Source organism: Paraburkholderia fynbosensis, assembly GCF_902859935.1.
Classification (GTDB): domain Bacteria; phylum Pseudomonadota; class Gammaproteobacteria; order Burkholderiales; family Burkholderiaceae; genus Paraburkholderia; species Paraburkholderia fynbosensis.
Map to the genome: position 1 here is coordinate 38,575 of NZ_CADIKI010000017.1, position 16,905 is coordinate 55,479.

The 16,905-nt window shown below is 64.0% G+C and carries 18 protein-coding genes; 11 read left to right on the plus strand and 7 right to left on the minus strand.

Annotated elements, in window-relative coordinates; all coding sequences use genetic code 11:
• Positions 1–12: 12 nt before the first annotated feature.
• The 5 genes from purU to HV770_RS25380 form a co-directional block, all read right to left on the minus strand.
• Positions 13–882, minus strand: coding sequence for a formyltetrahydrofolate deformylase (gene purU, locus HV770_RS25360; protein WP_175164144.1), 870 nt, complete (start codon positions 880–882; stop codon positions 13–15).
• A gap of 110 nt (positions 883–992) precedes the next feature.
• Entirely contained in the window at positions 993–1,865 is an 873-nt protein-coding gene (locus tag HV770_RS25365) for an NUDIX hydrolase (RefSeq protein WP_175164146.1), read from the minus strand.
• Between the two features lie 74 nt (positions 1,866–1,939).
• On the minus strand, positions 1,940–2,554 hold the full coding sequence (locus HV770_RS25370; protein ID WP_175164148.1) for a LysE family translocator: 615 nt from the start codon (positions 2,552–2,554) through the stop codon (positions 1,940–1,942).
• A 59-nt stretch (positions 2,555–2,613) separates the two neighbouring features.
• Entirely contained in the window at positions 2,614–3,180 is a 567-nt protein-coding gene (locus tag HV770_RS25375) for an adenine phosphoribosyltransferase (RefSeq protein WP_175164150.1), read from the minus strand.
• A 127-nt stretch (positions 3,181–3,307) separates the two neighbouring features.
• Complete coding sequence (locus HV770_RS25380; protein ID WP_175164416.1) at positions 3,308–5,311, minus strand: monovalent cation:proton antiporter family protein; 2,004 nt, start codon at positions 5,309–5,311, stop codon at positions 3,308–3,310.
• A 171-nt stretch (positions 5,312–5,482) separates the two neighbouring features.
• Here HV770_RS25380 and kdsD point away from each other — a divergent pair, with 171 nt between their 5' ends.
• The 11 genes from kdsD (at position 5,483) to HV770_RS25435 (ending at position 14,877) form a co-directional block, all read left to right on the plus strand.
• On the plus strand, positions 5,483–6,466 hold the full coding sequence (gene kdsD / locus HV770_RS25385) for an arabinose 5-phosphate isomerase KdsD (RefSeq protein WP_175164152.1): 984 nt from the start codon (positions 5,483–5,485) through the stop codon (positions 6,464–6,466).
• Positions 6,466–7,026 carry a KdsC family phosphatase gene (locus HV770_RS25390; protein ID WP_175164154.1) on the plus strand — a complete coding sequence of 187 codons (561 nt, stop codon included), beginning with the start codon at positions 6,466–6,468 and terminating at the stop codon, positions 7,024–7,026. The genes kdsD and HV770_RS25390 overlap by 1 nt, the downstream gene beginning before the upstream one ends.
• Positions 7,023–7,622 carry an LPS export ABC transporter periplasmic protein LptC gene (lptC, locus tag HV770_RS25395; protein ID WP_175164156.1) on the plus strand — a complete coding sequence of 200 codons (600 nt, stop codon included), beginning with the start codon at positions 7,023–7,025 and terminating at the stop codon, positions 7,620–7,622. Before HV770_RS25390 ends, lptC begins: the two co-directional genes overlap by 4 nt.
• Before the next feature lie 29 nt (positions 7,623–7,651).
• Entirely contained in the window at positions 7,652–8,323 is a 672-nt protein-coding gene (gene lptA / locus HV770_RS25400; RefSeq protein WP_175164158.1) for a lipopolysaccharide transport periplasmic protein LptA, read from the plus strand.
• Positions 8,320–9,105, plus strand: a complete 786-nt coding sequence (lptB, locus tag HV770_RS25405) for an LPS export ABC transporter ATP-binding protein (RefSeq protein WP_121316468.1) — start codon at positions 8,320–8,322, stop codon at positions 9,103–9,105. The genes lptA and lptB overlap by 4 nt, the downstream gene beginning before the upstream one ends.
• Positions 9,106–9,293: 188 nt before the next feature.
• Positions 9,294–10,808, plus strand: coding sequence for an RNA polymerase factor sigma-54 (locus tag HV770_RS25410; RefSeq protein ID WP_175164160.1), 1,515 nt, complete (start codon positions 9,294–9,296; stop codon positions 10,806–10,808).
• A gap of 170 nt (positions 10,809–10,978) precedes the next feature.
• Positions 10,979–11,335 carry a ribosome hibernation-promoting factor, HPF/YfiA family gene (gene hpf, locus HV770_RS25415; protein ID WP_020066967.1) on the plus strand — a complete coding sequence of 119 codons (357 nt, stop codon included), beginning with the start codon at positions 10,979–10,981 and terminating at the stop codon, positions 11,333–11,335.
• A 278-nt stretch (positions 11,336–11,613) separates the two neighbouring features.
• The gene (locus tag HV770_RS25420; RefSeq protein ID WP_175164161.1) at positions 11,614–12,129 is read left to right on the plus strand and encodes a PTS sugar transporter subunit IIA; all 516 of its coding nucleotides are present in this window, start codon (positions 11,614–11,616) and stop codon (positions 12,127–12,129) included.
• 112 nt (positions 12,130–12,241) lie between these two features.
• Positions 12,242–13,210, plus strand: a complete 969-nt coding sequence (hprK, locus tag HV770_RS25425; protein ID WP_121316466.1) for an HPr(Ser) kinase/phosphatase — start codon at positions 12,242–12,244, stop codon at positions 13,208–13,210.
• 98 nt (positions 13,211–13,308) lie between these two features.
• On the plus strand, positions 13,309–14,202 hold the full coding sequence (rapZ, locus tag HV770_RS25430; protein ID WP_121319229.1) for an RNase adapter RapZ: 894 nt from the start codon (positions 13,309–13,311) through the stop codon (positions 14,200–14,202).
• Between the two features lie 39 nt (positions 14,203–14,241).
• Positions 14,242–14,877, plus strand: a complete 636-nt coding sequence (locus tag HV770_RS25435) for an LON peptidase substrate-binding domain-containing protein (RefSeq protein WP_175164171.1) — start codon at positions 14,242–14,244, stop codon at positions 14,875–14,877.
• A gap of 34 nt (positions 14,878–14,911) precedes the next feature.
• Here the strand turns inward: HV770_RS25435 and mutY are convergent, their stop codons facing one another.
• Together mutY and mutM are read right to left on the minus strand one after the other, a co-directional pair.
• Positions 14,912–16,066, minus strand: a complete 1,155-nt coding sequence (gene mutY / locus HV770_RS25440; RefSeq protein WP_175164173.1) for an A/G-specific adenine glycosylase — start codon at positions 16,064–16,066, stop codon at positions 14,912–14,914.
• Between the two features lie 7 nt (positions 16,067–16,073).
• Entirely contained in the window at positions 16,074–16,904 is an 831-nt protein-coding gene (gene mutM / locus HV770_RS25445; RefSeq protein WP_121316463.1) for a bifunctional DNA-formamidopyrimidine glycosylase/DNA-(apurinic or apyrimidinic site) lyase, read from the minus strand.
• Position 16,905 lies beyond the last annotated feature (1 nt).

Genomic DNA, 16,905 nt, shown 5'->3' on the forward strand with positions numbered 1-16,905 from the left:
CCTCGATCGCTTTTACCGGAACACCACCGTCTTACTGCCGTTCAACACGACGCGATGCTCGACGTGCCATTTCACCGCACGCGCGAGCGTCACGCATTCGACGTCGCGGCCAATCGCCGTCAATTGCTCCGGCGTCATGCTGTGGTCGACGCGCTCGACTTCCTGCTCGATGATCGGACCTTCGTCGAGATCCGTCGTCACGTAATGCGCGGTCGCGCCGATCAGCTTCACGCCGCGGTCGAAAGCCTGGTAATACGGCTTCGCGCCCTTGAAGCTCGGCAGGAACGAGTGGTGAATGTTGATCGCACGGCCAGCCAGTGCTTCGCACAGCTTCGGCGACAGAATCTGCATGTAGCGCGCGAGCACCACCAGATCCGCCTGATGCTCGTCGATCACTTCGAGCACGCGCGCTTCCTGCGCGGCCTTCGCGTCGGGCGTGCCGCCCAGCAGCGGGAAGTGATGAAACGGAATGTCGTAGCTCGCGGCGAGTTGATAAAACTCCTTGTGATTCGAGATGATCGCCGGAATCTCGATGTTCAACTGGCCGGTACGATAGCGGAACAGCAGATCGTTCAGGCAGTGTCCAATCTTCGACACCATGATCACCACGCGCGGCTTCACCGACGCATCATGCAGTTCCCAGCGCATGCCGAACTGTTCGGCGAGTTCCGTGAACGACGCGCGCAACGCCTCCAGGCCCGGATCGCCGCCCACCTGCTGAAAATGCACGCGCATGAAGAACTCGCCGGTGCCGCTGTCGCCGAACTGCGCGGAGTCGAGAATATTGCTGCCACGCTCGAACAGAAAGCCCGACACTGCGTGAACGATGCCGGGCCGGTCGGCGCACGACAGTTTGAGGATAAAGCTGTGATCGGTCGACATGACCTGGGTGACTCCCTTCTTCAATGCGTAGTTTGTTCAGTCTGTACGGCTCGATGCTGCGTGCTTCGGGGTGTTCGTCCTGCCGGCGCTGCGGCTGTCAAAGCCGGTGTCTACGCAAGCGCCGGCGGCGCGAACAACGCTTCGATGCCGGCGCACGCCTCTTCATCGAGCCAGCGGCGGCGCAGCAGGCAATCCAGCGTGGCGAGACTCGCGTCCACCGTCATCGCGCCCTCCTCGATCCAGCGCGCCACTTCGTCGATGCGTGCGAGCCGGTGCTCGCCCACTTCGCCGTCCTGATTGCGCGGCGCGAAATCGGCCGGCAGCGCGAGGTCGTAGATGAAAATTTGCTCGGCCTGCGTGCCTTCCGGCAGCGATTGCAGCACATGCGCGGTGCGCCCGGCGACGGCGCGCGCGGCGATTTCCTCGGGGATGCCGGCTTCTTCCCAGCATTCCTTGATGATCGTCGCCTCGATGCCGAAGCCCCAGCCGATCCCGCCCGCGACGACATTGTCGAGCATGCCGGGGTCGGTCGCCTTGGTGTCGCTGCGGCGCGCGATCCACAATTGCGGCGCGCCCTTCTGCGCGCCATCTGCGTATTCTACGACGCCGTTCAGATGCACCGCGTAGGTCATCGTGCCGAAGAAGCGCGACGCCGCGCGCTCGATGTAAGCGAGCGGCGGCGCGTCGAACGCATTGCGGATCGCGTAGGTCTCGTCGCGCCAGCCGGGAATGCGGCCTTCCGCGGCGAGCGCGCCGATCACGGAGCCGAGCGCCGCGCTGCGCAGATCGACGGTATCGAACGCGGCCGCGAGGACCACGAGAGCGTGTCCGCTATTGCTATCGATGTCGAACACGTCGGGCCAGCGCGTGAGCAGGGGCACGTCGCTCGCACGGATCCAGCCGACCTGTTCGGCGCCGATCCAGAACGGCAGGTGCGCAGCCGCATCGAAGCGGCGCGCGGCAGTGATGCAAGGCAATGTCATCCAGAACTCCAAACTGAACGGTGCGCCAGAGGCGGCCGGTGAATGGCGAACGCGCGGTCGGTCACAGGGTCGGGTCAGTCACGCAGCGCCACGCGAATCCCGATGGCGATGAACGTCGCCCCGGCGAGGCGATCGAGCCACACGCCCACTCGCGGCCGACGCTTGAGCCAGCCACCGATGATTCCCGCGCACACGCCGAACAGCGAAAACACCACGACCGTCTGCAACATGAACAGCACGCCGAGTTCGAGCATCTGCACCGTGACGCTTTGCGCGCCGTGCGGCTGCACGAACTGCGGCAGGAACACGACGAAGAACAGCGTCACCTTTGGATTCAGCAGATTGCCGAGCACGCTCTGGCGAAACACCGTCGTCAACGGCTGCGGCGCGCGCTGATGCGCGGTCGCGAGGCCTTGGCTGCGCAGCGCCTTGACGCCGATCCAGATCAGATAGGCGGCGCCGGCCAGCTTGATCGCTTCGAACGCAAGCGGCGACGAACGCAGCAACGCGGCAACGCCGAGCGCGGCCAGTGTCGTGTGAAACGTAATGCCGGCCGCGAAGCCTAGCGCGGCGACGAGACCCGCCGCGCGGCCCTGCGAGATGCCGCGCGCGAGCACTTGCAGGTTGTCGGGGCCGGGCGCCACGGTAATCGCAATCGACGTGGCGAGAAACAGCAGGAAGTTGGGCATCGTCGTTACCTTCTTGTTGTGCGGCGAAGTGCGGCGAACAGCGGCGGCTACGCGCGCGCTCAATGACCTTCGAAGCGCGTCGCGGTGTAGATTGCGAGGCCGGCCTCGCGCAGCAGCTTCGAGCCGCCGAGTTCGGGCAGATCGACGATCGCCGCGCCTTCCACGACGACCGCGCCGAGCCGCTCGAGCAGAAGCTTGCCGGCCATCATCGTGCCGCCGGTGGCGATCAGATCGTCGATGAGCACGACCCGGTCACCGGGCTTGCACGCATCTTCGTGAATCTCGACGGTCGCGGTGCCGTATTCGAGTTCGTACGACTGCGAGAGCCGCTTATACGGCAGTTTGCCCACCTTGCGGATCGGAATGAAACCGATGTTCAACTCGTACGCGAGAATCGGCCCGAAGATGAAGCCGCGCGCATCGAGCCCGGCGACGTAGTCGAGCTGCGCGTCGAAATAGCGCTGCACGAACAGGTCGATCAGCACGCGCAGCGACTTCGGCTCCTGCAAGAGCGGCGTGATGTCGCGAAACTGCACGCCCGGCTGCGGCCAGTCGGGCACCGTGCGAATGTGGCTTTTGATGTAATCGGCCGCATCGAGCGGCGCGCCGACAAGCGCGTTGGACATGATGTCTCCGGATGGACCTCGGCAGGTCCGATGAAAAACTGAATCTGAGCGGCATAAGGGCTGGCGGCTCACAGCTTGTGCCTTGCGGCGCGGCGTCCCGCCGCGCGCATGCGCCCCGAGCGCCGGCCTACGCCGCAGCCGCCCCCGCTCGACGGTGCTTCGAGAGCCGCTCCTCCGCTTGCGCCAATTGCTCGGGCAGACCGCGCAATACCACGATGTCGCTCGCCCGCAGCTTGGTGGACGGGTCCGGCTCGACGCCGCGAATGCCGTGCCGGCGTATCGCCGTCACGTCCACGCCCAGATCCAACAGGCCCAGTTCGGCGAGCGTGCGACCCACCGCGTCCGCGTTGGCGTCGACCGGCACCGATTGTAGCCGCACCTGTTCGTGGCCGTCGTCGTCATCGACGTCGTCCGCGCCGTGGAAATAGCCGCGCAGCAGCGCATAGCGTTCGTCGCGCATCTCCTCGACCCGCCGCACCACGCGCCGCATCGGCACGCCCATCACCACCAGCGTGTGCGAGGCCAGCATCAGACTGCCCTCGACGATTTCCGGAATCACTTCGGTCGCGCCGGCGGCCAGCAGCTTCTCGAGGTCGGCGTCGTCGACGGTGCGCACGATCACCGGCAGCGTCGGTTCTTCCTCGTGAATGTTGTGGAGCACGCGCAATGCCGACGGCGTGTTCGCGTACGTGATCGCGACCGCGGCCGCGCGGTGCACACCGGCGGCGAGCAACGACTCGCGCCTTCCGGCGTCGCCGAACACGACCGACTCACCGGCGGCCGCGGCCGCCGCGACGCGATCGGGGTCGAGATCCAGCGCGACGTACGAGAGGCCTTCGTGCTCCAGCATGCGCGCCAGGTTCTGCCCAGCCCGGCCGTAACCGCAGATGATCACGTGGCCGCTCTGCTTCAGGCTTTGCGTCGCGATGCGCGTCATCTGCAACGACTGCATCATCCATTCGGTCGACGACAGCCGTAGCACGATACGGTCGGCGTTCTGGATCAGGAAGGGCGCAGCCAGCATCGACAGCAGCATCGCCGCGAGAATCGCCTGCAGCAGCGTGGCGTCGACCAGATGCCGGTCGAGAATCAGGTTCAGCAGCACGAAGCCGAACTCGCCGGCTTGCGCGAGGCCGATACCGGTGCGCATCGCGACGCCCGGCGTCGCGCCGAACAGCCGCGCGAGGGCCGTGATCATCACCGCCTTCAGCAGAAGCGGGCCGATCAGGAAGCCGAGCACGATCAGCGGATGTTCCCAGATCACGGTCGGATTCAACAGCATGCCGGTGGTGATGAAGAACAGGCCGAGCAGCACGTCGCGAAACGGCTTGATGTCCTCTTCCACCTGATGCCGGTACGGCGTTTCGGCGATCAGCATGCCGGCGATGAACGCGCCGAGCGCGAGCGACAGCCCGAATTTGTCCGTGATGAACGCGGCGCCGAGCGTCACCAGCAGCACATTGAGAATGAACAGTTCCTGCGAGCGGCGCCGCGCGACCACGTTGAACCAGCGCGTCATGAAGCGCTGCCCGACGATCAGCAGCAGAGCCAGCGCCACGACGATCTTGATCGCCGCGACGCCGAGCGAGGCGACCAGTTCTTCCGACTTGCCGCCAAGCGCCGTGATGATGATCAGGAGCGGCACCACTGCCAGATCCTGGAACAGCAGCACGCCGAAGATGTTGCGCCCGTGCTCCGTTTCGATTTCGAGCCGCTCCGCCAGCATCTTGCTGACGATCGCGGTAGATGACATCGCGAGCGCCCCGCCGAGCGCTACGCTCGCCTGCCACGAGATATGCACCCAGCGCTCCAGCACGAAGCCGAGCGCCACCGCCACCGCGATCGTGCCGAGCACCTGCAACAGGCCGAGGCCGAACACGAGCCGATGCATCGCGCGCAGCTTGGCGAGCGAAAACTCCAGCCCGATCGAGAACATCAGGAACACGACGCCGAACTCGGCGAGGTTCTGCGCACCCGCCGAGTCGGGAATCAGTCCGAACGCGTTCGGCCCGACGACGATGCCGACTGTCAGATAGCCGAGCATCGGCGGAAGATTCAGAAAGCGGAATACCACCACGCCCGCCACTGATGCCAGCAGCAGGAACAACGTCATCTCGAGCGGGGAAATCATCGGCAAAAACGCATGGGTGAAGCGTCCTCGTTCGTCAGCGGAACCGTGCACGCAAAACGCCGTGCGGCGAGGTTGAGGGGCCGGCAAAAAGGCCGAAAAAGGGCTGTCGATGGCAGCGGCTTGGCACAGCAGGCCCGGCGCGGCGAACGGCGCCTTTGCTATACTCCGCGAATGATAGCGAAAATCAATGGCGACCGGGCACTGACGCTCGCTCGCGACGTGCTCGACATCGAAGCGGACGCCGTGCGGGCCCTTCGCGACCAACTCGACGATGGCTTCGTAGGGGCGGTTGATTTCATCCTGGGTTGCCGTGGCCGCGTGGTCGTTTCCGGCATCGGCAAATCCGGCCACGTGGCCCGCAAGCTCGCGGCCACGCTGGCCAGCACCGGTACCCCCGCGTTCTTCGTGCACCCCGCCGAAGCGAGCCATGGCGACCTCGGCATGGTCACCTCGGACGACGTGTTCCTCGCGTTGTCCAACTCCGGCGAAACCGAAGAACTCGTGGCGATCCTGCCGCTTATCAAGCGGATCGGGGCGAAGCTGATTGCGATGACGGGACGCCCGTCGTCGAGTCTCGCACAACTGGCCGACGTGCACCTGAATTCCGGCGTCGCCAAAGAAGCCTGCCCGATGAATCTCGCGCCGACCGCCAGCACCACCGCCGCGCTCGCGCTCGGCGACGCGCTCGCGGTCGCGGTGCTCGACGCGCGCGGCTTCGGCCGCGACGATTTCGCGCGTTCGCATCCGGGCGGCGCGCTCGGCCGGCGCCTGCTCACCTATGTGCGCGACGTGATGCGCACCGGCGACCAGTTGCCGCAGGTCACGCCCGAGGCGACGGTGCGCGACGCGTTGTTCCAGTTGACCGCGAAACGCATGGGCATGACCGCCATCGTCGATGAGGAAGGCCGGGTGGAGGGCATCTTCACCGACGGCGACCTGCGCCGCGTGCTCGAGCGCGATGGCGATTTCCGCCAGTTGTCGATCGCCTCGGTAATGACAGCCGGCCCGCGCACCATCGGCCCGGATCGACTCGCGGTCGAAGCCGTGGAACTGATGGAGCGCCACCGCATCAATCAGATGCTGGTCGTCGACGAAACAGGCAAGCTGATCGGCGCACTCAACATGCACGACCTGTTCTCGAAGAAGGTGATCTGATGGCCATCGCGCCCCCTACCGCTACCGAACGCGCAAGCCGCGTGAAGCTGATGATTTTCGACGTCGACGGCGTGCTGACCGACGGCGGCCTGCTGTTCACGGCAGAAGGCGACACGATGAAGGGCTTCAACTCGATGGACGGCCACGGCATGAAGCTGCTGCGTCAGGCGGGCATCGAGACGGCGATCATCACCGGGCGCAAGTCGGGCATCGTCGCGGCGCGGGCGAAGGAAATGAACATCGTGCACGTGTATCAGGGCGTGCAGGACAAACCTCAGGCGTTTGCGGACCTTTTGCAGCAGACCGGCCTCACCGCGGAAGAATGCGGCTACATGGGCGACGACTGGGTCGACCTCGCCGTGATGCTGAAGGTCGGCTTCGCGGCGGCGCCCGCCAACTCGCATCCTGAAGTGATCGCACGTGCCCATTGGGTCAGCGAGGCGCGCGGCGGTCACGGCGCGGCGCGAGAAGTCTGCGATACGTTGCTGCGCGCGCAGCACAAGTACGAAGCACTGCTCGCTGCTGCCTGCAGCGGCGAACAGCGAGGCCTCGTCGGATGAATCAGTTTCGCTGGACTTCGCTGATTCCGCTGGTCGCGATGGCCGCACTCGCCGGTATCACATGGTGGCTGTTACAAGCCACCCAGCCGCGGCAGAACGAAGGCGCGCCCCGTCCGAAGGGACACACGCCGGACTACTTCGCGGACAACTTTTCGGTTTCCGAACTCGATCAGTCCGGCGCGACGCAATACCGCCTGACCGCCCAATCGCTGATCCACTACGAAGACGACGAACTGAGCGACCTGATCAAACCGGCCATGCGCGCGTTCCAACCCGGCAAGCCGATCGTCACCGCCACCGGCGACACCGGCAAGGTGAACGCCGACGCGTCGATTGTCGATCTATATGGCAACGCGCGCATTTTACGGGCGCCGGGCAACGGCGATCCGCGGATGCAGGCAGATTCGGAGCATTTTAGGGTGCTGGTCAACGACGATGTGATCGAGACCGAAAAGCCGGTTAAACTTCAGCGCGGCATGTCGGTGATGACTGCCAGCGGCATGAACTACAACAACGTCACCCGGGTGATGCAGCTGTTCGGCAACGTGAGAGGCGCCATTATCTCGTCCGACGCCGGCGGCAGCTCGCCCAAGTAACCCGGGTAATCCATTCCAGGCGTGACTGCATGAACGAATCGTTCCCCCGTTTTTTTACCGGCCGCTCGCGCACCCTGTCCGCGTGCCGCGCCGGACTCGCTGCGCTCGCCGTCGCGTTGCCGCTCGCCGGCTTCGCGCCGCTCGCGCACGCGGACCGAGCCGACAAGGACAAGCCGCTGAACATCGAAGCGGACAACATGACATACGACGACCTCAAGCAGGTCAACATCTTCACCGGCCACGTGGTCGCCACTAAGGGGACGATCGTGATCAAGGCCGATCGTGTCGAAGTGACGCAAGACCCGCAGGGCTATCAGTACGCTACCGGCACGTCGAGCGGCGGCAATCTGTCGTATTTCCGCCAGAAGCGTGAAGGTCTCGATGAATACATCGAAGGCACGGCGATCCGCATCGACTACGACGGCAAGCAGGATCTGACCACGCTCACCACGAATGCGACGGTCCGCCGCCTGCAGGGTCTGTCGACGGTGATCGACCAGGTGCGCGGCAGCGTCATCACGTATGACGGCCAGAACGACTTCTATACCGCGAAGGCAGGCAAGGACGTCGCCGGCCCGGGCAACCCGACCGGCCGCGTGCGCGCGATGCTGTCGCCGCGCAACAATGCCGCGGCGGCGCCGAGCGGCGCGGCGGCCACGCTCGCGCCGTCCACTACGATCCAGGGAGCGCCGAATCAGTGAGCACCACCGCGTCCCTCCCCAATCGCAAGCCGGCCGGCACCAGCAGTTCACTGGTCGTGCGGAATCTGAAGAAGCGCTACGGTTCGCGCACTGTCGTCAAAGACGTATCGCTCGATGTGAAAAGCGGTGAAGTGGTCGGTCTGCTCGGGCCCAACGGCGCCGGCAAGACGACCTCGTTCTATATGATCGTCGGCCTCGTGCCGCTCGACGCAGGCGAAATCGACCTGGACGGCAAGTCGATCAGCCTGCTGCCGATCCACAAGCGCGCGTCGCTCGGCCTGTCGTATCTGCCGCAGGAAGCGTCGGTGTTCCGCAAGCTCACCGTCGAGCAGAATATTCGCGCGGTGCTGGAACTGCAGCACGAAGACAACGGCAAGCGGCTCAGCAAAGACACCATCACCGCCCGCACCGAAGCCCTGCTCGACGAGCTGCAAATTGCTCACTTGCGCGAGAACCCGGCGCTGTCGTTGTCGGGCGGCGAGCGTCGCCGGGTCGAGATTGCCCGCGCGCTGGCCACCAATCCGAGCTTCATTCTGCTCGACGAGCCGTTCGCGGGCGTCGACCCGATCGCGGTGCTGGAAATCCAGAAAATCGTCAAGTTTCTGAAGCAGCGCAATATCGGCGTACTGATCACCGACCACAACGTGCGCGAGACGCTCGGCATCTGCGATCACGCGTACATCATCAGCGACGGCAGCGTGCTGGCCGCCGGGGCGCCGAGCGAAATCATCGAGAACGAAAGCGTGCGGCGCGTCTATCTGGGCGAGCACTTCCGCATGTAAGCGCACACGGGATTGCCGGCGGTGCGAACGCGCATCCGCCGGTCCTTTTTGCGGCAAGCGCACATCAGCATTTTCGACCTGGGCCGCTCGCGCCCAGCGCCGCCGAAAACGGGCGCACGCGCAATTGCGAATGTCGCAAGGTGGTATCGCGGTCGTGGCAAACTCTCTACAATGAATCTCAACCTGCCATGAAAGCCAGCCTCCAACTCCGCCTATCGCAGCATCTTGCGCTGACCCCGCAACTGCAGCAGTCCATCCGGCTGCTTCAGCTGTCCACGCTCGAACTGCAGCAGGAAGTCGCAATGGCGATCTCGCAGAATCCGCTCCTCGAGAACGAGGACGACTGGATCGCGAGCCCATTGCGGGTGGCGGCTGACGGTTCGCTGATTACGCAGGCGCCCAATTCGTCCCCGCCGCCTGAGCAGATGGGCGGCAACGGGTCATCTTCATCCAGCAGCAACGAGCGCGCCGAAAACGGCGAGCCGCAAGGCGTCGACGAATACAACGGCCTCTCGGGCGACAGCAACGGCGACGCGTCGCAATGGAATCTCGACGATTACGGCCGCTCCGGCAACGCGTCGGACGACGACGACCTGCCGCCGCTGCAAATCCACGAATCGAGCACGTCGCTGCGCGACCACCTGATGGCGCAATTGCGCGTCACCCAGGCGGGTCAACGCGACCGGGCGCTGATCACGTTCCTGATCGAATCGCTCGACGACGACGGCTACCTCGCCGCCACGCTCGAAGAAGTGCTGGCCGACCTGCCCGAAGAACTCGAAGTCGATGTCGACGAAATGAACGCCGCGCTCGCGCTGCTGCATAGCTTCGACCCGGCCGGGGTCGGCGCGCGTTCGGCGTCCGAGTGTCTGAAGCTGCAACTGCTGCGGCTCGATCCGTCGCCTACGCGAACGCTGGCGCTCGACATCGTCAGCCACTACCTCGAACTGCTCGCCGCGCGCGATTTCACGCGGCTGCGCAAACACCTGAAGGCGAACGACGACGACCTGCGTGATGCGCATGCGCTGATCCGTTCGCTCGAACCGTTCCCCGGCGCCGCCTACGGCAAGGCCGAAGCGGACTACGTGGTGCCGGACATCATGGTGCGCAAAACGGCCCAGGGCTGGCTGGCCGAACTGAATCCGGAAGTGGTGCCGAAGCTGCGCATCAACCACCTGTACGCGAATATTCTGCGCAATAACCGCGGCGATCCGGGCAGCGGATCGTTGCGCCAGCAACTGCAGGAAGCGCGCTGGCTGATCAAGAATATCCAGCAACGTTTCGAGACGATCCTGCGCGTCGCGCAGGCCATTGTGGAGCGTCAGAAGAGCTTTTTCGTGCACGGCGAAATTGCCATGCGCCCCTTGGTTTTGCGAGAAATTGCTGATACGCTGGGCCTACACGAGTCGACTGTCTCGCGTGTGACAACCGGTAAATACATGCTGACCCCATTCGGGACGCTGGAATTCAAGTATTTTTTCGGCTCACACGTTTCAACCGACACGGGCGGCGCGGCCTCTTCCACGGCCATTCGCGCGCTCATCAAACAACTGATAGGAGCGGAAAACCCGAAATCGCCTCTCTCAGACAGTCGCATAGCCGAACTGCTGGCGGAACAGGGCTTCGTGGTCGCACGGCGTACCGTTGCGAAGTACCGCGAAGCGCTCAAGATCCCGGCAGTCAACCTGCGCAAGTCTCTGTAGCCCGTCGCCTTCCGTGGCGGGCATTTACCGGCCGCTCCGCAGTTGGCGGACAGGCCGGCCGATGCGACCTGCCAGATGTCAGTCGCCGGGGGGCGACTCAGGCAAGCCGACATATCGACCGGACCTTTGTCATCGTGCGGAACAAGCGGCCACTAGCTTGGAGAAGCACTATGAATCTGCAGATCAGTGGACACCACCTCGAAGTAACGCCTGCGTTGCGCGAATACGTGATCACCAAACTGGATAGGGTGCTAAGACATTTCGATCAGGTAATCGACGGCAGTGTGGTCCTCTCGGTCGACAACCACAAGGAAAAGGACAAGCGTCAAAAGGTTGAAATCAACCTGCATCTCAAGGGCAAAGACATCTTTGTCGAGAGCTGCGACAGCGATCTCTACGCTGCGATCGATCTGATGATCGACAAGCTCGACCGACAAGTGATACGCCACAAGGATCGTCTGCAAGGTCATCAGCACGAAGCGATCAAGTATCAACCGGCGCCGCAACTGGATGTGCCGCCGCAATAAGGAAAATTAGAGGGCTTTCTCATTTTCCTTACCCCTGGCAAAACCGCCCCAAATCGGGCGGTTTTTCGTTTCTGGGCGCATTTTTCGCACGTCGGCGCAGCTTGTGGACCAAATCGTTAAAAACCCATCGCGCATCGATGGCGCGCCGCACCATCCGTAGCTACCCTGTTCTATAATGTTCCGGTTACCATCGGGGTCAAGCTAGCTCGTACGGAAATCGGCCGGCCAGAGTCTCGCACTTTCCGACTCCAAGGCAGGTCTTCGCGAGCATCGAACGAATGGAACGCCACTCAAACGCCCCAGCGAGGAGAACCCAGGCCACGTTTTCGCCTGTCAACATGAATCGTTTAGCCAAATTTCTTCCCCTCGAGAACGTCGTCGTCGGACTATCGGTCACCAGCAAGAAACGTGTGTTCGAGCAAGCGGGCCTGATCTTCGAGAACCAGAACGGCATCGCCCGAAGCACGGTCACTGACAATCTGTTTGCGCGCGAGCGCCTCGGATCGACGGGCCTCGGTGAAGGCGTCGCGATTCCGCATGGCCGGATCAAGGGCTTGAAACAGCCGCTCGCCGCGTTCGTCCGACTCGCCGAACCCATCCCCTTCGAGTCGCCCGACGGTCTGCCCGTCTCGCTGCTGATCTTCTTGCTCGTGCCCGAACAGGCCACCCAGCAGCACCTCGAAATCCTGTCGGAAATCGCGCAGCTGCTGTCGGATCGCGAGGCCCGCGAGCGCCTGCACACGGAAGAAGACCGCGAATCGTTGCATCGCCTGCTCACTCAGTGGCAACCTTGATGCAGCGGCGGTTATCCGCCCGCATTCGAGTACCGGCTGGCAACGCGCGCGGCCCGCGTTAGCGCGTCCGCCTCTTAGCCCGGCAAGCGGCCCACACTGGAGTCACTGACTCATGGATACGTCCAGCATCAACGCCCAAAGCATTTTCGACGACAACGCCGCCATGCTGAAGCTCAGCTGGCTGACGGGGCATGAAGGCTGGGAACGCGGCTTTTCTTCGGAATCCGTCGCGAATGCCACGTCGAGCGCCGACCTCGTCGGCCACCTGAACCTCATCCACCCCAACCGGATCCAGGTGCTCGGCGACGCCGAAATCGACTACTACAAGCGCCAGACCGATGAAGACCGCTCGCGCCACATGGCCGAGCTGATCGCGTTGGAGCCGCCGTTCCTGGTGGTCGCGGGCGGCGTCGCCGCGCCGCCGGAGCTGGTGCTGCGCTGCACGCGCTCATCCACGCCGCTGTTCACCACGCCGATGTCCGCCGCCGCGGTGATCGACAGCCTGCGCCTGTACATGTCGCGCATTCTCGCGCCGCGCGCCACCTTGCACGGCGTGTTTCTCGACATCCTCGGCATGGGCGTGCTGCTGACCGGCGACTCGGGCCTCGGCAAAAGCGAACTCGGGCTGGAGCTGATCAGCCGCGGCCATGGCCTCGTTGCCGACGACGCGGTCGACTTCGTGCGCCTCGGTCCGGACTTCGTCGAAGGGCGCTGCCCGCCGCTCCTGCAAAATCTGCTCGAAGTGCGCGGCCTCGGCCTGCTCGACATCAAGACGATCTTCGGTGAAACGGCGGTGCGCCGGAAAATGAAGCTGAAACTGATCGTGCAACTGGTGCGCCGTCCCGACGGCGAATTCCAGCGGCTGCCGCTGGAAAGCCAAACCGTCGACGTGCTTGGCCTGCCGATCAGCAAGGTCACGATTCAGGTGGCCGCGGGCCGCAACCTCGCGGTGCTGGTCGAAGCGGCGGTGCGCAACACGATCCTGCAACTGCGCGGCATCGATACGCTGCGCGACTTCATGGATCGCCAGCGCCTGGCGATGCAGGAACCCGACAGCCAGTTTCCGGGCAAACTGATCTGAGTCGGCATGCGCCATGAAGCGCCCGCAGCCGGAGGCCGGCAGCAGCTACGCGCAGGGGGACCAGATGCTATGATGAAATGTACGGTTTCGACGACTCCATGCGCATAATCCTGATCACTGGTATATCCGGCTCCGGCAAGTCAGTTGCCTTGAACGCGCTTGAAGACGCAGGCTACTATTGCGTCGACAATCTGCCGCCGCGCTTTCTGCCGCAACTCGCTACCTACCTGGCCGAAGACGGGCAAGACCACCTCGCGGTCGCCATCGACGCTCGCTCGAGCGCTTCGCTCGACGAAATGCCTGCCATGATCCGCGACCTGTCGCGCGCTCACGACGTGCGCGTGCTGTTCCTGAGCGCGAGCACGCAGTCGCTGATCCAGCGCTTCTCCGAAACGCGCCGCCGCCATCCGTTGTCGGGTTCCACCGCGCACGACGCGGACGTCGGCCTGCTCACCTCGCTCGCGGAAGCGATCGAACGAGAGCGCGAGCTCGTCGCCGGCCTTGCCGAATTCGGCCACCAGATCGATACCAGCAATCTGCGCGCAAACGTGTTGCGCGCATGGGTCAAACGTTTCATCGAGCAGAAGGAAGCGGGACTCGTGCTGATGTTCGAGTCGTTCGGCTTCAAACGCGGCGTGCCGCTCGACGCGGATTTCGTATTTGACGTACGCACGCTGCCAAACCCGTATTACGATCATGAATTGAGGCCCCTCACTGGCCTCGACAAACCGGTGATGGATTTTCTCGGTGCACTGCCGGTCGTGCATGAAATGATCGACGACATCGAGAAGTTTCTCTCCAAGTGGCTGCCGCATTTCCGCGACGACAATCGCAGTTATCTCACCGTCGCGATCGGTTGCACGGGTGGCCAGCACCGCTCGGTGTTCATTGCGGAGACGCTCGCCGCGCGTCTCGCAAAGTCGGCGAATGTGATTGTGCGGCACCGCGATGCGCCGGTCGACGTCGGCGAATCATCGAAGCTAGTGGCTTAACCGGCCGCATCGCGCGGCCTCAACTCGAAGTGTTGCGCCATGTCTTCTACTTCTACTGTGCTTGCCGATGTGCCGCTGTTTCCGCTGCATACGGTGCTGTTTCCCGACGGACTGCTGCCACTGAAGATCTTCGAAGCGCGCTACCTCGATATGGCGCGCGAATGCCTGCGTGAAAAAACGCCGTTCGGCGTGTGCATGCTGAAAAGCGGCGCGGAAGTTGCGCGCGAGGAAGAGCCTTCGGTGCCCGAAGCAATCGGCTGTCTTGCTGAAATCGAAGAATGCGACGTGGAAGCCTTCGGCATGTTGCTGATTCGCGCGCGCGGCACGCGGCGGTTTCGCCTGCTGTCGCATCGCGTGGAAAGCAGCGGCCTGCTGGTCGGCATGGCGGAACCGATCGGCGACGACCTGCCGCTCGAAGGCAATGAGTTGCTGGCCAAATTCGGCGCGTGCGCGGAGGTGCTCGAACGGATCATCGCGACGATTCGCGAGCGCGACCCGGACAGCCTGCCGTTCGCGGAACCGTTCCGGCTCGAAGACCCGTCGTGGGTGTCGAACCGTCTCGCCGAAGTGCTGCCGATCGCGTTGCGAGCACGCCAGAAACTGATGGAACTGCAGGACGCCGGCGCGCGGATCGACGTGGTTCATCACTACATGCAGCAGCATCAACTGCTTTAACGGCCGCCGCGCCGCCGGCAAATCAGACCGATCGTTAGATCAACGAACCCTGCAGACTGTCCAGCAGTTTGCGCACCGGCGCCGGCACCCCGACCGAATCGAGATCGCCGAGCGCGACCCACGCGGTGTCCGCATCGCCGAGCGCGGCCAATGCGCCGACACTGCGATCGAGTTCCGCGAGCCTCGGCTCGATATCCAACTTGAAATGCGTGAACACGTGCGTGAGCGGCGCGAGCGGCGAGACCACGCCGTCGCTGCCGCAGGCTCGTGCCCGCTCGGCGAGTGCGGCTTCGTCGGCGGCCTCGGGCAGGCTCCACAAGCCGCCCCAAATGCCCGACGGCGGACGCTTCTCCAGCATCACCGCGTTGCCGTCACGCAGCACCAGCATCCAGGTGCGGCGCGTCGGCACGACTTTCTTCGGACGCGATGTCGGCAACTCGCGCTGACGCCCAGTGACGTTGGCCACGCAGTCGGCCGCGAACGGACAACGCAGGCAATCCGGCTTGCCGCGCACGCAGAGTGTCGCGCCGAGGTCCATCAGACCTTGCGTGTACGAACTCACTTCGTCGTCCGATGCATTCGGCGGCAGCAGCGACTCGGCCAGCGTCCACATCGCATTCTCGACTTTCTTCTCGCCCGGAAAACCTTCGACGCCGAATACGCGCGCGAGCACACGCTTCACGTTGCCGTCGAGGATCGTCGCGCGCGCGCCGAAGGCAAAAGACGCGATCGCCGCCGCGGTCGAGCGGCCGATGCCCGGCAACTCCGCGAGTTGTTCGACCGACGCCGGAAACGTCCCACCATGCTGCTCGACCACCACCTGCGCGCAGCGATGCAGATTGCGCGCGCGCGTGTAGTAGCCGAGGCCGGCCCATAACGCCATCACGTCGTCCGAAGGTGCGGCTGCAAGCGCGGCGACATCCGGAAAACGCGCGAGAAATCTGGCGTAGTACGGAATCACTGTCGACACCTGGGTCTGCTGCAGCATGATCTCCGACAGCCAGATCCAATAAGGATCGCGCGTGTTCTGCCACGGCAGATCGTGACGCCCGTGCCGGCGCTGCCACGCGATCAGGCGCGCGGAGAAATCGGGCATGGCTGGAAACGAAGGCGTTCGGGACATGCCGGTATCGGACGTGCCGGACGAAGCTGAACGCGCGGCGGCGCGCGGAGTTACACGAGAAGGCATGGGCGATTTACCGCTGACAGGTGGGACAGAAATACGTAGAACGCTGCCCCTGCACGATCTGTTTGATCTGCGTTCCACACACGCGGCATGGCAGGCCCGCGCGATCATAGACGAAATAGTCGAGTTGGAAATAACCGCTTTCGCCGTCGCTGCCGACGAAATCGCGCAGCGTGCTGCCGCCCTTCTCGATCGCCGCGGCAAGCGTCACGCGCACGGCGTCCGCGAGCAGGTCGTAGCGCACCAGCGAGACCCTGCCCGCAGCAGTGGTCGGACGGATGCCGGCGCGAAACAGGCTCTCCGACGCATAGATATTGCCCACGCCCACCACGATTTCACCGGCCAGCAGTGCCTGCTTCACCGACACCTTGCGCCCGCGCGTGAGCCGATGCATCAGCGCGCCGGAGAACGCCGGCGAGAACGGTTCGACGCCGAGCCCCGCGAGCAGCGGATGCTCAAGAATGTCGCCGGCCTCGCGCGGATGCCACAGCACCGCACCGAAGCGCCGCGGATCGCGATAGCGCAGAATGAATTCGTCGAAGATCCAGTCGACGTGGTCGTGTTTCGCCGCCTCCGGTGGATGCGGCACATGCCGCAGCACCCGCAGCGTCCCAGTCATGCCAAGATGCACAATGAGCCAGCCAGCGTCGATTTCGAACAGCAGATACTTGCCGCGCCGCTCAACTTTGCGCACTACGTGGCCGCGCAAGGTTTTCGCAAGGTCGACGGGAATCGGCCAGCGTAGCGCGGGTGTACGCACGTCGACGCGTTCAACCTTGCGCCCGGACACATACGGTTCGATTCCCCGTCGGGTAACCTCGACTTCTGGCAACTCTGGCATT